The organism is Micromonospora sp. NPDC047740, from assembly GCF_043204735.1.
Taxonomy (GTDB): Bacteria; Actinomycetota; Actinomycetes; order Mycobacteriales; family Micromonosporaceae; genus Micromonospora.
In genome coordinates this window covers 36,552-53,251 of record NZ_JBIDCT010000024.1, presented here as the reverse complement: position 1 = coordinate 53,251, position 16,700 = coordinate 36,552, and the positions used below count along the sequence as shown (strand labels likewise).

The 16,700-nt window shown below is 65.4% G+C and carries 6 protein-coding genes; all 6 read right to left on the bottom strand.

Annotation, left to right across the window (positions count from 1 at the left end; translation table 11 throughout):
* Positions 1 to 10: 10 nt before the first annotated feature.
* A complete protein-coding gene (locus tag ACGF4F_RS32400; protein ID WP_393083519.1) occupies positions 11 to 2,164 on the bottom strand; it encodes a glycoside hydrolase family 95-like protein in 2,154 nt (717 codons plus the stop codon).
* Positions 2,165 to 2,561: 397 nt separating this feature from the next.
* On the bottom strand, positions 2,562 to 4,052 hold the full coding sequence (locus tag ACGF4F_RS32395; RefSeq protein ID WP_393083516.1) for a BNR-4 repeat-containing protein: 1,491 nt from the start codon (positions 4,050 to 4,052) through the stop codon (positions 2,562 to 2,564).
* A gap of 462 nt (positions 4,053 to 4,514) precedes the next feature.
* The gene (locus ACGF4F_RS32390) at positions 4,515 to 8,321 is read right to left on the bottom strand and encodes a glycoside hydrolase N-terminal domain-containing protein (RefSeq protein WP_393083513.1); all 3,807 of its coding nucleotides are present in this window, start codon (positions 8,319 to 8,321) and stop codon (positions 4,515 to 4,517) included.
* Positions 8,322 to 8,355: 34 nt separating this feature from the next.
* A complete protein-coding gene (locus ACGF4F_RS32385) occupies positions 8,356 to 10,380 on the bottom strand; it encodes an NPCBM/NEW2 domain-containing protein (protein WP_393083510.1) in 2,025 nt (674 codons plus the stop codon).
* A gap of 21 nt (positions 10,381 to 10,401) precedes the next feature.
* Positions 10,402 to 13,107 (bottom strand): NPCBM/NEW2 domain-containing protein, encoded by a 2,706-nt coding sequence (locus ACGF4F_RS32380; RefSeq protein WP_393083507.1) that lies wholly within the window; start codon positions 13,105 to 13,107, stop codon positions 10,402 to 10,404.
* Positions 13,108 to 13,819: 712 nt separating this feature from the next.
* Entirely contained in the window at positions 13,820 to 16,606 is a 2,787-nt protein-coding gene (locus tag ACGF4F_RS32375) for a CBM35 domain-containing protein (RefSeq protein WP_393083504.1), read from the bottom strand.
* Positions 16,607 to 16,700 lie beyond the last annotated feature (94 nt).

Below are 16,700 nucleotides of genomic sequence, written 5' to 3'. Positions count from 1 at the left end.
CTCCTTTTGGTCAGCGACTCACTGGTGGCTGTGGCAGGCCAAAGACCGGGGCGTCGCCGAGCGGGGCGACGTCGCGCGGCGCCAGATCCGGGCTGCTGCCGCGTCGAGTGATAACCGCGCTCGCCCCTACCGGCAGCTGCAGCGAGATCGTGGCGCGGCCCTGCGCCCGCCACGGCACCGGCCGATCACGTTCGTCCCGTACGTCGATGTCACCGTCGATGCCGTGCTGCAGCAGCAGCGGCTGGCCCGCTTCGCTGTGGATGCGGACCCAGTCGGTACGGCCGTCGCTGCGCGAGGCGTCGACGAGGAACGCCCCCTGGGTGCGGAGTCCGGCGATCGACGCGTCCGGCCATCTGCCGGATACGGCCGGGAAGACCTTGACCACGCCGCCGGAGCTCTGCACGAGCATGTCAAGCACCGACTGGGCGGCGGCCAGAGGGCTCTCGATGGCGAAGTTGCTGCCTTCGCGGTACATGGTGTTCGGGGTGAGCTGGGTGCTGTCGACGATGTTGCCATCGAGGAAGAAGGTCAGGAAGTCAAGGGCCTCCTCCGGTGAATCCATCACCGAGGCCATCGATGAGGCCGCCGCATAGCTGTAGCCGTGCCAGCGGTGCTGCATGCTCCGCCAGTGGCCGAACGTACGCCACATGATCTCCCGGTCATCGGGGCGGTCCCACCGCTTCTCCTGCAGTGGGTAGAGCCAGAGTAGGTGGGAGTAGTGCCGGTGCGACTCGGCCAGCGGGACCCCGTCGCCGATCATGACGCCGTCGGCATTTTGGTGATACGGCACCAGCCTGTCGAGAATGTCGCGCCACTGGCCGAGTTTCGGATCGGCGATCCGTAGCTGCTGCGCGGAGTCGATCAGGGTGGTGCAGCCCCACCGGATCAGGGAAAGGTCGTATGTGCAGTCGGCCGCGTCGGCGTACTCCGGAGAGCGGGTCGTCGGCAGATGCAGGCGGCCGTCGGATCCGTCCGCGAGGAAGTGGGCGTAGAAGTTCACCGCCTTGCGCAGGATCGGGAAGAGCACGTCTCGCAACACCTGCTGGTCCAGGTGGTGCTGATAGCTGAGCCAGACGTTGTGCAATGCCCAGATCAGGTTGCCAGTCTGGTCGGTGACCTGCTGCCCGGGGATGCCGACGGTCCTCGTGCCGCCCGGTCGCAGCATCCGATCGCCGGGGTGGGACAGCGCGTAGGTCTCCCCGTCGCGGTATTCCGGCTCGACCGACAGTTCCAGGTTGTGCTCGAAACGGCGGAAGGTTGTGGTCACAGAATCGAGCTCAAGGTGATTCGAGCCGTTGATCAGCTGATAGGCGGCCTGGACGTTCGTGTTCCACCACACCGCGGTCCAGCTGTTTCCCTTCTCCGGGAACCACGGCCCCCAGATGGCCAGCACGGGCGCGTCGGCGCGGGTGGCCGAGGCCATCTTGTAGAGCTGGCTCCAGTAGAAGCGCTGCACATGCTTGTCGGGCACTGATACCAGGCTGCGGGTGTAGTACCGGTTCCACCAGTTGCGGTGGGTGCGGACCAGGGCGTCGGGGTTGGCGGTCATCGCCTGCCGCACGTTGCGGACGGCTTCGTCGGTAGAGGTAGCGTGCGGGAAGCTGTAGGCCACGGTGGCGACGAGCATCCGCTGCGTGCCGCTGCGCTTCTCCGCCCAGGCGGTGGTGTATCCGCCACCGGCGAGCAGCGGCTGCTGCGCGTAGTGCACCGAATCGGCTATGCCGATCGTCGGGTCGGGGTTGCCGACGTACTCGGGTGGGCGCCGGATCGTCCGCGTCGTGTACGACGGCAGCGGATGGAAGGCCCACTCGGCCGTTTCCTCGCCGATGCTGGGCGTCAACGACACCAGGAGCAGGCTGCGGCTGTTGTGCACCAGCGCGGAGAAGGTGACGCTGCCTTGAGTGGTGGTCACGGTGCCGGTCAGTTCCGCGTTCCACAGGTCCAGCCGCCAGTCCACATCGGTTACCGGCCCGGCGAGTGTCAAGGTGAGGTAGCCGATCGGTAGCCGGGACAGTCCGACGGCCGCCTCCCACTGGTTCCGCTGGTCCTGCACGTAGGAGTGGCTGAGCATGAACTTCAGTACGTTGCCCTGCGCGCCCCGGTAGAGCTGCACCCCGAGGAATCCATTACCGAGAAACGGGCCGTTCTGCCAACTGTCGGGCATCCGCCGCCACCGCATGTCCGCATCGCGCGCGATGTGTTCGTAGACGGTGCCATCCGCCGAGTTGTCACTGGCCCATGCCACCGGCGATGCCGCCGACCACGCCGTGCCCAGTGTCGCCGCACCGAGCGCGGCTGATGTGCCACGCAGAAGCGCTCGTCGGGATATCTCCGCCATCGGGTTCCTCCTCGCTCATGGCGCTGTGCTCGATCGTCGTTGAAGATCGACTCGTCGGAAGGGTTCGCATCAAACCAGACGCATCGGATGGATTCCGGGGAGCGTGGCACCTCAATCCAGACAGGATCGAGCATTCATCTTCCTAAGATCCGACGTCTGCCCGGACCGCGTGCGGCGGCCGGCAGCCGGCCGGCGCCGGTGCCTGAATCAACGAAGCGGGTGGTCAACAGCCATCGGTCGAGTCTTCGCACGGTTTTGGCCCGACTGCTCGTCCGATGACATAGATGTCTCCGTCGGCTACCGAGACGTCTCGGTCGCTGCTCGCACCCGTGGCGAGAATGCGCGCCGGGTCACGAAAACCGTTGAGGACCTCAATGCGCTGCACCGCCTTCGCGGTCGGGATCACCGACTCCGGCTTCCACTGTGTGCCGCCGTAGAGCAGGAATGTTGATATCCCGTTCTTGGAACCCTCGATCGTGGCGTACACGCGCCAGCTCAGCGGTCCGGCCTGGTACATGTCGCGGACACGTACCCCGGTGGCGATCTCCCTGGTGTCCCAGCCGCCCGCCGTCCACACGCCCGTGTAATCCCGAAGCACGCCTTCGGTGTCAATCTGCATCCACAGGACGAAGGGGGTGCCGTCGAAGCTGCTGCCGACCAACGATATGTAGTCGGGCGATCGGGGATTAGTGGTCTGCAGTGGGGTCTCCGCCACCTTCAGGTGCTGCTCCTGCTCGGCGTCGTCCACGCTGGTGCCGAGGTCGTGCCCGTCGGCAGCGCGGAAGCGCAGATCATTCGGGCTGAACGAGAGATGGTAGATGTTCTTGTGGTACCGGTCGTGGAGATGGCCCTCGGGCCCGCCGCCCGCGAGGGTGTAGACGATCTGCACCTGCTCCGGGCGGCCGTTGCGGGGCGGCTCGTACCGTAGCTGGCCGATGTAGACCTCGTTCATGTTGTCGGCGCGCGTCGTCGGCGCGATCGCCCACCGGTCACCGGTCAGTTCCGCCGAGGTCTGCCAGGTGAGCCCGTTGTCGGTGGACCGCACATACTTGATCGGCCGCGTATCGGTCGGGTATGACCGATCGAAGTCGCGCGCCGTCTCACGGATGAAGACGAAGATCTCGCCGCTGGCCGTCTTGAAGGGCATCGGGTACGTGGCACCGAAGCCTTCCGGGATGATCGTGTCCGTCCACGGGCCGTCGATCGAGTGCGGGCGGGCCGAGCGGGCCACCCAAAGCTCCTTGTTGTGCAGGCCCCGGAAAACCAGCAGATGCCCATCATCGGCCTGCACCATGGTCGGGTAGTTATGGGAATCGTTGCCGCCCTCGCCGACCCGCACCGGTGCCGACCAGGCTCCCGTGACGTGGTTGTACGCCTGGACGAAGTTGTCCTCGTACTGACCGGACCAGGAGATGAACGTGGTGTTGGCACGCGCGTCGTAAAGGCCGCCGGCGACCGGCCGGCGGTCGGAGCGCGCGGCCACTGCGGTGGCCGGAGTCATCACGGTAAGCCGCTCTGGCGGCACCGGCGTTGCCGCCGGCGGCTCCGCCTGCGCCGCACCGGCGAGCGCCTGACCGGGGACTGTCGCCACGGTCGCAATCAGCAGCGCGGCCACCGACAGCGTGGACCATTCGGCGAGCACCCGCCGGAGCAGAGTACGGCGGGCCGGGGCAACGGCCGCAAGGTCGGGTTTGCCGATACGACGGTGGGACACGTCCCCTCCTTTGTGAGCATGGCGAGTCAACAGGTCTGAACGCGTTGATGCGGGTCACTGTCTCCCTGGATACATCTGATGTCAAGGGGCCCGGCCGATCATCCCAAGAGGCTGGCCGACTCCCCCTCGCCGTTGGGCCAGCCGACACTTCAGCCTGTCGGCGCTGCCTTCTCTTGCTCTCCGTCATTGAAGTACATGGCGTCGGCACCCCCGGCCCCGCACTAAAGGAGCGGTTCGATGGCCACTAGTCATCCAATCTCTGCCACCGCGCCGGTACCGGCTCTTCGACCGTGACCGGTCTTCGTGACCGTGCTCCAGGTAACCACCGGACCACGGTGCTAAAACGCCTGCGCCGGTCCTCGCGACCGCCGTAGGATGATCTTGTTTGCCTAACTTCAAGATCACCCTACGGCGGCCTGTCTGCAGCAACGACAGACCGAACTACGGTCGGCAGCGGCGGACTTACTGGGGCCGGCCGGGGAAGACCTGGACCTCGGCCAGCGAGAGGGCGTTGTTGCCAGCGAGTTGGACGCGGACGTAGCGGCCGGTGCGGCCGACATCGATGTGAGCGACCGGCCTTGGCGGATCGGCCTCGTGGTAGGCCCGAACGCCCGGCTGAGCCAGGACCTCGTCGAGCGAACCGGACACGAATGGCTCATCCGACACCAGCACGTAGTAGTCACTCAGTCGATCGACACAACAGTCGGTACGGCCCCAGATCCGTATCTGCGCGATCTGTTGGCTCCGACCAAGATCGACCTGCCACCATGGCTGGTCCGTGAACTCGGTGTGCGTCACCGAACCGCCACTCCACACACCGTTGGTGTTTCCGTCCACGGCACGTACTGGCACTCCTCCGGAACGCAGACTTGACTGCGTGGCGGGCTTGCCCCGCGCGAGGTTGGGCCAGAACACCTCGACCTGGACCGGCACCTGAATCGACCACTCGTCTGAAGCGACCACAGCGGTCAACTCGTACCGGCCGTCGGGGGTCCCCGCCGGGATATTGACGGTGAATTTGGCAGCCGCCGAACCACCGGGGCGGATCGGCTTGAGGCTGACCGACTCCGGGTCAGTCCTCCAGTCGGCCGGGACCTCCAGTCGCACCCGCGTCGCTGGCATGGTCAGCTGGTCCTCGGCGCGAAGTGTGACCGACATCGGAACGGATGAGTTCGGGAGTTGCGTTGCCGCGGGCTCATCGACCGTCACCACCGCCTGGGCCACGATCCGATACTCCTGGCCGGTCCGGGTGGGCAGCGTCAGCGTGTCCCCGTCGATACGGTGATCCGCCGGCCGCCCGTCTGCGCGGTAGACCCTCACGGGCGCGCTGAACATCTCGTTCCGCAGCGTGGCCACCCCGTCCGTGCTCGGGGCAAGACGAATCTCTGTGAGCAAGCCCGATCGCCAGGTGATCCCCACGGTGTACGAACCCTCGGCGGCAGAAAGACCGTCTTTCTCGCCATCTCCGGAATCCACCGGAATCACGTCGCCATCGATGCGCAGCGCACGCATGTTGGCTTCGTCCGGCAGCAGCCTTACCGTGGTCGCTCCGTCGCTTTCGCGCCCGTCTGATGCCACTGCGGTGACCCGAAACGTAGCTTGGTCAATCTTCTCAAGATCGGCTGATTGGTAGATGAAACTGGTCTTCGTAATATTCGACGCGACCAGCTCATACTCCGGCACGCTTCCGACCGCGCGAAAGATGCTGTACGTAGCGGCATCGTCGCTGCCCGTCCACGAAAGCTTGACCATGTCCTTCAGATCGAAGTCTATCTTCAGACCAGAAGGTGCCGAAACAGGCTTCTCGGCCGGAATGGAGGTGATGACGTAAGTTTGCCCCTTGGCGGTCTCAAGCCTGATTTGATCTCGACCTTTCGCGACGAAACTCACGTCCTGGCCGTCGGACGTCTTGACAACCGCGTCCTTGATGTTGGCGTACCGCAAAGTCAAGGGGCCGCCCGCCTTGGAGAGGATGTCGAACTGATCGGCCTGGCCGCCGGACCAGCGTGCTGAGACCTCAAAGTTGCCACGTGCGAGCATTCCGCGGTAACTGCCGTCTGCCCACGCTTTCGGCAAAGCGGGCAACGGTGCCACGACATAGTCGTTGCTCTGCAGGAGCATTTCGCTTACACCTGCGGTGGCACCGAAGTTTCCATCAACCTGAAACAGCTTGTTTGTGTAGGAGTCTCGATGGTTGTTGAACAAGTTGTGCATCAGGTGTTTCTTGATGAGATAGTTGTAGAAGTAGTACGCCTCATCTCCGTTTCCAGCTCGTGCCCACGTGCCAATTCTTTCCGCTTGGGCCCAGCCTGTGCCGCCGACCCTGCCGCGCTTGGTCAGTGATACCTTGGCGGCGTCTCGCCATGCAGGAGTCGAGGCATTGATCAACTGCCCAGGATAGAGACCAAGAAGATGGGAGATGTGGCGGTGAGCGGGATCACCGATGTCACCGTAGTATTCCTCCTCGCGGTACTCCTTGATCTGTCCGGACTTACCAATCTTTATGGGGTCGAGGAGAGGTAGCTGGCCCCTCAACTTGTCAAGGACATTATCAGAACGACCGAGTACCTCTGCAGCCATCAGAGTATTGCGATGGTTCTCGTAAATCATCTGCTGATCGAAGGTGGTGCCAATCGACTGCAGGCTGTCCGCGTTCTCGGGAGAGGCCGATGGATCTGCCAGTAGATAGCCATCGTGGGCTCGCACGAATCGGGACAGGAAGTTCGCCTGGCCGTACATGGCAGGGTAAACGACGTCCTCGAGAAGTTTCTTATCGCGAGTGTAGTCGTAGTAGTCCCAGAACAGCATCGCGGTCCATGCCCCAGTGCCAAAGCCAGAATGAGACGACTTTCCGGAGCCGTTGTATGGCCACGTCGAGTTACCCATGGACCATCCGTTGTCTCCGCCGGGGTCGAGCTGAGAAGGGTTGTACCGCTCGATATATTGGGTGGCGTACTTCTTCTGCCGCGGCAGGTACGTGTTGTAGTAGCCGATGTAGGATTCAAACAGCTCGGGCATGTTGGTGGAGAAGGCCGGCCAGTAGTTCATCTGGAGGTTGACGTTGTGCCAGTAGCCTGACCTCCACGGCGGATCCTGATATGCGTTCCAAATTCCTTGGAGATTGGGCGGCAGCGTGCCTGCCCTCGAGGAACAGATCAACAGGTAGCGCCCGAACTGGAATGCGAGTTCTTCAAGGTATGGGTTCGAGTCACCATTGCGATAGGCATCGACAAGCTCATCAGTGGGGGCGGCCGGCACCTGCGAACCGAGATCGAAGTTGACCCTGTCGTAAAGTTCGGTGTAGTCCGCCTGGTGTGCGGCTAGCAGCTCGTCATAGGACTTCGCTGAGGCGTCGGCCAGGTACTTGGTTACCTTGGCGTGGGGATGCGGAAATCCCTTGAGTTTGTCCAGCCTGTTCTCGGCGGATATTACCTGGCTGTCGAGCCTATAGTTTGTGCCTACGGCGATTAGGATGACGGCGCTATTGGCACCGGACACGGAGATTGTGCCGTTGTCATTGGCTCCATCGTTGTGCGCCTGCATAGTTCCGCCGTCAGGAACGACTTTGAACTGCCCTTCAAATTGAAGGTTGTAGTACTGCATGACGCCGGAGAGCGTAATGGTGTCATCCTTCGCCACAACCGTGCCACTCTTGCCACGGTTGTCGCCGGGCTGCTGACGATATTCAGTCAAGTACGGGATGGTGGGGCGAAGGGTGAACGACAGCTTTTCCGCGTCGGATGCCCTGAGGCGGACCACCATGACCTTGTCGGGATAGCTGGTGAAGTACTCCCTGCTGTACTCGACTCCATCATGTTCGTACTGAACACGAGACACACCCTCGTTTAGTGCCAACTCCCGCCGGTACTTGTTCGCCTCGTTATGATCAAAGTTGATATAGACTTCGGCAAAGCTGTTGAGGCCTCCGATGGTATTGTTCGAGTCCTGTGTGCTGTTCTCGGTGATCTGGATCCGGTCCGTTTTGGTGCCGCCGAAGAGATTGGCCCCCATGTAACCGTTTCCCATGGGGATGGAACTGTCCACCCAGCCGTCGTTACTGTCGGCCGCTGGTTCGTCATACCACAGCTTCAGAGCTTTAGATTCGGTTCCCGTGAGGAAGCTCGTGCTCTCTTCGGCTGAAGCGGTCGAGGCATGGGCTAGCCCTGTACAAGCGAGCAGCGCGGCCGCCAGCGTGGCCGCGAGGGCCGCCACCCGGGATGCGGGACGGCGCGCGGGCTGCGACGTGGCCAAGGGTGGTGCGTGGCTCATGGTGCCCTCCATTCGGTTCGGCGGGACGCCGCCATCAGTCGGCGCAGTAGACCTTGGCGCCACCCCAGTCGGCGTGGTCGTAGTTGTTGTTGTCCGGGCCGGTGCCGGTGGTCAGGGTCAGCACGTGCACGCCGGAAACGTCCACGTCGAGGTGCTGTGCCGGCTGGTTGCCGAGGATCACCTCGGTGGCCGCGAGTTGCTTCTGACCGTCGCCGAGGACGCCGAAGGTGACCGATCCCCGTCCGCGGGTCTCGTCGTTGATGCCGACCTCGGCGGTGAAGCGGCTGCAGTTGGCGCCCAGGTAGTAGGTCACCTCGGCGGGCGCGTGGGTGGCGATCCCCTTTGCGTAGGTCACGCCGGCGATCTTGATCGGTTTGCCGTCGACGCTCTTGTCGATCCCGAGGCGACCCCAGCCGACGTGGGCGGCCAGCGGGTGAAGGTCACTGATCCACCGCTCGCCGCGGGGAGTCTCGGCGAGGGTGACCCCGCCGTACCCCGGCGTCTGGCGCTGCTCGCCGGCGACTGTGCGGTAGCTCGCGGACGCGGTGAAGGGGTAGGCGCCGTTGCTGGCGTCGGTCGGGGCGGTGACGGTGAAGCTGGCGGTGACGGTCCGCCCCTGCGGCACGATGTCGAACCGGGTCGGGTCCTGCGCCCGCGCGGACCAGCCGTCCGGCACGTCCAGCCCGACCTCGACGCGTTGGGCCGGTGTGACGCCGTCGTTGGTGAAGTCGACGCTGGCGGTGAACGTCGCGCCTGCGTCGACGTACCCGGTGGTATCGGTGCGGACGTCGAGGAAGGTCGCTGGTTCGTACTGCGCCGGCCGAGACTGGCGGATCACGAACATCCGGGAGCCGTGCGAGGGGATGGAGGCCCGGACGTCGCCGGTGGTCTCGGTGGTGGCATCGGACCAGACGTCGCGCATGGCGTACGCCGGTGCCGGGGGCAGCCCGAGCTCCGCGGCGGTGGTGGACACCTGTCCGCCCGAAGGGCCGCGGTTGAACAGGACGACGGCCGCGCCGCCGTCGGAGAGCGGCTTGGCCCACACCTCGAGGTCACCCTCGTCGGCGATCTTGTACCCCTGGACGCCCGCCCAGTCCTGGTTGACCGCGATGACGTCGGGGTCGGCCAGCGACGCCAGTGTCGTCGCGTTCATGTTGCGCAGATCGTTGCCGGCGATCAACGGCGCGTTGAGCAGGCTCCACAGGCTCATGTGTGACCGATACTCCGTCGTCGACATGCCGCCATTGCCGACCTCGAGCATGTCGGGGTCGTTCCAGGCGCTCGGGCCGGAGTACTTCTCCAACCCCACCTGCTGGTCGAGGATGGACACGACACTGCCCCAGTTGTCGCTGATGTCGCCCGTCGTCCGCCAGTAGTGGCCCAGCTCGGCGGCCCACTCCCCCGGCCGGTTGGCGCCCCACTCGCAGATCGAGTACACGATCGGGCGGCCGGTCGCGGCGAGCGCCTCGGCCATTACGGTGTAGCGCTCGATGGCCGGCACGCCCTGGTTGTTGCAGTTGTCGTACTTGAGCAGGTCCACGCCCCACTCCGCGAGCCGCTGCGCGTCCTTGTCCTCGTAACCGAGGCTCGCCGGCCGACCCTGGCAGGTCTTCGTCCCCGCCGACGAGTAGATACCCAGCTTCAGCCCGCGCTCGTGCACGTAGTCGGCCAGCGCCTTGATGCCGCCGGGGAACCGCTGTGGGTCCGACTGCAGGTAGCCGTTCTCGTCACGCTCCGGCGCCATCCAACAGTCGTCGATGTTGACGTACTCGTACCCCGCCGCCCTCATGCCGGAGCCGACCATGGCGTCCGCGGTCTGCCGGATCAGGCCCTCGGTGATGTTGCAATGGAACTTGTTCCAGCTGTTCCACCCCATGGGCGGGGTCGGGAGCAGCGGGAGCTTCTGGAACGCGGCCTCGGCACGGGCCTGCCAGTGGGCGGCGCCGGCGGCGCGGACGGCGCCAGCGGGCACCGGCGTCGCCAGCAGCGCGGTCACCAGTCCACCCAGCAGTACGGCAGTGACGGCGGGGCGCGCCGCGCCACGGGTCACTTTCCTCATGGTGGCCTCCCTGGGTCCGAGCTAGGACGTGAACGACAGGAGTTGGGCGTCGGCCCAGTCCGCGTGGTCGCTGTTGATGCCGTCACCGGCGTCGGAGACCTCCAGCCGGAGCGTGTCGTGCCCCGACACGTCGACAAGGACCTGCTGCGGCGTCGAGTACGGCTCGCCGCGCATGACGTCGCTGTCGTACAGCAACTCCCCGTCGCCGTAGACGCGGAACACCACGGTGGCCGGCGAGCCGCGCTTGGCGTCGTCAACGCCGATCACCGCCCTGAAGAGCCGGTCGCTCGCACCCAGCCGGTAGACGACCTCCGACGTGGCGTGAACGCCCAGACCCTTGTCGTACCGGGTGCCGCCGAGCCGGATGTTCCCGCCGGAGATGGCCTTGTCTCGGCCGATCGTGCCCCAGCCGACGCTGGCCGACTCCCAGTTCAGGTCGCTGAGGTACACCGCTGACGACAGGTCGACCGCCGCTTCGACGGCCGCCGCGCTCGGCTCGCCGGCGCCGAGGTCGTTGACCCCCACCACCCGGTATTCGAACGGCCCGTTGCTGCGTGACGCGGTGGGGTCCAGGTAGCTGCTGCCGGTGACGCCGTCGGCGATCGTGGTGAAGGCGGAGCCGGCGGCGCGGCGCTGCACGGCGTAGGTCGCGGCGCCCGGCACGGCGCGCCAGGCGACGAAGACGGAATCGTCCGACATCCGGTAGGCGGTGACACCGGCCGGCTGGGCGGGCGGTTCGGTGACGGCGGTACGGAAGGTCAACGGCGCCCCGTCAACCGTGATGCTGCCACCGGTGGCCGTGGTGGTGGCGTCGACCTTCCAGTGGTAGACGGTCCCCGGCTCCAGCCGGGGCACCACCAGCGCGGTGTCCGTTGTCGTCTGGTCGACCACCACCGACTGGAACCGCTCGTCCTCGGCCACGATCAGCCGGTAACGGTCCGCCTGGTACGACGGCGTCCACTGGAAACGCACGTGCGCCGGCGGTACGGATACGTCGTTGTCCTTCGGCGCCCGGGCGGCGAAGGCGTGCGGGCCGCTGGTGTCGGCATCGCCGACGTCGGTGTGGGCGGGAACGATGCTGACGGCGGTACCCGCGGGCAGGCTGAGGGTGATCCGACCGTCGGTGACCTTCGCCTGGCGTTGGATCCGGGTGAGGCCGTCGAGCCCGATCCGGTAGACGTCCACCGCGCCCACGCCGTGCCAGTCCGCGGGCAGCCGCCACGTCCGGGCGTGGTACCCGTCGGCCGAGTAGGCGACAATTTCCCGGTGCCGGTTGTTCCACAGGGCCGGCGTGAAGACGTCGTCGCCGTCGCGCAGCACCAGGTCGCCACGGGTGATCCGGAGACGGCCGTCGACGTAGCGGCTGGTCACGTCGTCGGAGAAGGTGACCACGCCGCCGGTGTCGGACAGCCGGTCCAGCCGATTCAGGTAGTACCAGACGAGCGTGGTCCTGGCGAACTCGTCCAGGAACCCGCCTAGTTTCGCCGGGTCACGCTTGATGATCGACTCACCTTGCATGCTGGTGCCGAATCTGGCGTCCCCGCCCGCGCCGCCGATGTGCAGGGTTGGGGGGATCTTCATCTGGTCGACGCCCCGGAAGTGCCACGACATGGGTTGCAGGCCGAGCAGCGGATCCTTGCGGTAGCTGTAGGCGAACTCCGACGTCACGTCGACCCCGCGGTCCCGCCAGTAGCGCATGATCTTCTTCTGGGTCGCGACCTCCTGGTCGGTCGTGATGCCGTGGTACGGGCTGATCGGCTCCGTGCCGTAGCCGGGGATGTACTGGTGGAAGGCGTCGACGTGGACGGTGCCGATTTCGGTCATGTCGACCATCTCGAACAGCTTGTCGATCCGTTTCTGCGTCAGCCCGGCTTCCCATTCCAGCGTGTAGCTGATCGGGTGGCCCCAGACGTACTCGCGCAGCGACCCGTCCTTGTTGCGGGCGATCACGTCAGCCTTTCGGTAGGTGTCCCAGAGCGGACTGGCGGCGCTGGCGTCGAGCATGTTGATGTGGAAGCTGACCGTGGTGTTGTACTGTCGCGCCTCCTGGATCAACCAGCGCAGGCTTTCCAGCGCCGTCTCGTCCTGGGGGCGCTTGAGCCTCGGGTTGACCACGTCCCAGGCGGGGTAGCCGGTGTCGTGCCCGTCGTACTGCCAGCCGACGAGGTAATAGATCTTTGGGATGCCGCGGGTCAGGTTGTCGACCTTCCTGATGACCTCGAGCGCCTGTTCGAAGGTCAGGGACACCCGACCCTTGTTGTCGGCCATGAACATCTTCATGGTCAGGGTCTGGTGGTAGTCGTGCCGGAACGGCCGGGCCGGCTCCGGCAGCACGGTCACGTCGAGGTGGCCGGTGGCGGTGGTTCCGCGGAGGGTGACCGTGGCGGTCAGGGTGGTCTCGCCAGGTGTCACTGTTCCGGCCTGCACGGTGCCCGAGGCTCCCTCAATGCTGGCCGCGGCGACCGTGGGTTTGCTGCTGCTGACGGAGATATGCGCCTCATCGAGATCGGCGGCGGCCCCGTCGCTCATGGTGCCGCTGATTTGTAGGGGCGTGCTGCCGTCCAGCGGCAGGCTTGCGTTTCCGACCTGCACCGTCACCGACGACAGTTCGGCGGCCTCGGTTGCCTGGGCGGCCACCGAAGGGCCGGTCACCCCGGCGAGGCCGACGACCAGCAGGGTGCTGACGCTCGTCAGCAGCCGACGGTGCCTGTGGTTCCTACCGAACATGGAGATCCTCCAGGCGTCTCCGGTTCTGGCTTTCCTGCCAGACCCGAAATCGGTGCGATCGGTCCCGCTGCCTTCGGCGGAGCAGCCGTTGTCAGCGGTCCGGGCCGCAACTATCAGCGGAAAGTGCCAGCGGCGGTCGGTGCTCACCTCCGCCGCTGGCCGGCGACCTTTGCACGGCGCGGGCCGGCCCCGGTTCGCGCAGGCTGTCGATGTTGCCGAACATCGGCGCTGCGGTCGCCGGCAGGTGGTCGTCTCGGCGGGAAGCTGGTTCCTCTGCAGATTTCTGGATACATCGGAGGTGTTGTCCCAGGCTAACGGGCGCAACGGGTCGAATCAAGTATTCAGATTCGTTTAGATCCGATGTATTGGGCCAGCAGGCTCATGGAGAATCGATGAGCCGTCCGCCGACGTTCCCGGTGGAGGACCAGGTCCGGTCGTGCTGTCTGTCCTGTCTGCGGAGACGACGATCGCGGAAGCGGCGCGTAGGAACACGACGTCAGAGACGTCGATCGGTAGTTGGAAGCAACAGTTCCTGCAGGCCGGCAGGATATCCGCCACGCCGTGCTGCGGGCGCTGCCGTTGAGGCTGCGGCGTGCCGACTGACCGGCGCCCGAGCTCGACGACCGAGAGGTTTGTAGATGCCGATGCCCTGGTCGCATCCGTTCCGGGTGCTAACCAGGGCATCGACATTCGGGTGGAGCCGAGATGACGGTTACTTCAGGGACAACCGGTCGAGGTCAGGAGCGGAGTTCTCATCATTGTGGATCTTGATCTTGTTGGCGCCCGCCCGAAGCGTCACCGGAACGGAGGTCGTGTAGGAGGTGCTGTTGCCGACACCGCTCACCGGCACCTCGATCGGCGTGCCGTCGTTGACAGTCACGAAGAACGAGCGGTCGCCGTTGACGGTGAAGTCGATGAACAACGTGTATTCGCCAGCAGCGTCCACAGTGACGTCCTCGAACAGCACGTAGGCGTCCGGGCCGCCGCCGATGTTGCGTACCTTCTGGCCCCCGGAACAGGACGAGCAGTTTGTGATGCCGGAAGTACCGAGTTTGTTCCGCGAGTCCTCGGCCTCCCGCATGAACACCCGGTCGGCTGGGCGCAGCTGCACCCGCAGGTCTTGGCTGACCTGCTTCTGGCGACCGAGCGTCTGGAACGACGCCCTGATGGGAATCTTGGCCGAGCTGAGGTTCTGGCCGGGCGGTGAGGTGAGGGTCCAGGACGCTTTCAGCGTCTGACCGAGCCGGATGACCGGTGCTGTCGCAGGGCCGCCGGAGACCGACCAGCCGGCGGGTACCGTCGGGGCCAGCGTGACCTGCTCGAGCGCGTCGTCGACGTCGAGCCGCAAGCTGGCGGTCACGTTGATCGACTGCTGCCCGGGTCCAACCCATTGCAGGCCGGAGGGCTCGACTGTCATCGTCGTCTTCGGGACGTACGACGTCGGAGGCAACGGCGCGACCGCGAGGCGATCGATTCCCGGCCCCTGGTCTGCGTTGCTGAATACCTTGATCGTGTTGGTGCCGGCCTGCAGCGGTACGGCGATCGCCGAAGCGGCTGGTACACCCGCGTTGTCCGCGGCGACCGGCACCGCGATCGCCGTGCCGCCGTTGACGCTCGCCGAGAGCGAGGTGCCGGCACCCGCAGCGGTGTGGTCGAACTGGAGCCGGTAGTCACCGGATTCGGCAACCGTCACATCCCGATAGGTGACCGAGTTTTGTGGCCCGCCGCCGAGCCCGCCGACCTGGAACGAGCCGGAACAGGCGAAGCAATTCGCTCGGCGCGCGTTGCCGTCCAGGGCCTGCGATTCCGCCTCCAGTGGGCTCGGAGTGCGGCCGGAACTCGGGTAGCCGAACCCCACCTTGATCTCGTCGATCTGCAGCTCGCGGTAGAACGTCGGTGCCTGCGGGCCGCCCCAGGTGTTCAGGACCTCCAGCTTGATGTAACGCGCGTGCTGCTCACCGATGTCGACGAACTGCACACCACGTGCACTGGGCATCGCGCCGGTACGTACCGGCTCCCCCCACCGCACGCCGTCGTTGCTCACAAAGACCCGGTAGTCCTTGATCCGCGCCGAGTCCTCCGGCCGACCGAATGACTCCCGCGCGTACGTCGGCGACCATTCACGCTGGTTAACCGCGAGGTACCGCGCGGGCCGGCGCTCCCCGAGATCCAGCGTCACCGACACCGGCAACTGCGCGTTGCTGTCCCAGTAATCCTCGAAGCTCCCGTCTACGAGGTTGCCCGCCGGGTGGCCGTCGCGAGAGGACGACGCGGTGGCCTTGAGGGTGGACTGGTCATAGAAGTACTGCTGGTCGGCCGTGTGGACCTCGAACACGGTGTCGTACGTATCCCAATTTTTGATGCCGAGGATCGTCAGGTGGCCGCCGGACTGGCTGAAGGCCATCGACTCGCCGGTACGCAGGTCGGTAACCCCGGTCACCCGGTAGCCATTGTCGCGCAGCCGGACCAGGTCGGTCCTTGGCCTGGTCAGTACGTGGACGTACTGGGTCCGAGCGCCGGGTTGAACGGTGATGACGCCATGAGCACCGTCGTTCCAGAAGCCGGGCTGCATGCCGCCGTACATATAGCCGCCGCCCTCAGTGCCATACAGCGAGGAGCGGATCGGTGGCACCCACTCGGCCATGAAGTTGTTGAACGCCTCCTGCGGCGGGGGGAACTTGCCGTTCACCATTGGGGTCTCGGCCATCAGTGATTTGATCGACGAACCCGCGTTAGCGATGTAGCGACCCGTGCTGAGCCGGAAGTCGACCGGGTGGTTTCCGCCGTCGTACCACCAGGAGCCGGTGGTCGGCAGCTTGTAGTCGGCCTCGGTGATCCGCGGCATCGACGTCCAGACCGCCTGAGGATAGTCGTAGGAGGGCGTCATGCCGGTCTTCTGCTCGTTACTGACCGTGTCCATGATCGGCGTGTCCTCGTTGTTGTTGCTCAACAACCAGGACGGGCGTATCTCCCGGATCTGCTCGTAGAGGTGGTTCCGCTCCCAGTAGGCGTTGTCGTTGTCGATCCAGAACCCCGCCAGGTCGGGATAGTTCCGCATCACCTCGAAGAACAGGTCGTAGCTGAACATGCCGAAGCCATCTCGGGTGGTCAGGTCCACCTGCTGGCCCTTGTACGCCGAGTAGGCCGCCGAGTCGAGGGTTTCTACGCCATTCTCGTTGTGCCACTGCGGATCATCGGTCATGTAGAGGATGGTCCGGACGCCCTTCGCCTTGCCGGCGTTGACCAGTTCGCCAAGGATGTCGCGCTCGGTGGCACAGCTACCCGGAATCTTGGAGGGCCACGGTCTGGCGTAGCCCAGCCTGCTGTGGAAGGTAGCCAGCACGATGTACGACGCACCAAGCTTGCGTGCTTCGTCGACCCAGTAGTCGGGGGTCCAACCACCCTCGGTGACGTCACGTTCCCAATCCGCGCAGTCGAGGTGACGTGGCGCGGTGAACATTCCCCAGTGCAGGAACAGGCCCGCGGTGGACTCGCGCATCCACTGCTGTCGCGAGTGCTGGACCTCTGCGTGAACGGCTGGGGCGCCAACGAGGCTGGCGGCCAGTGCCAGGACAAGCGCGGCCAGGACCAGG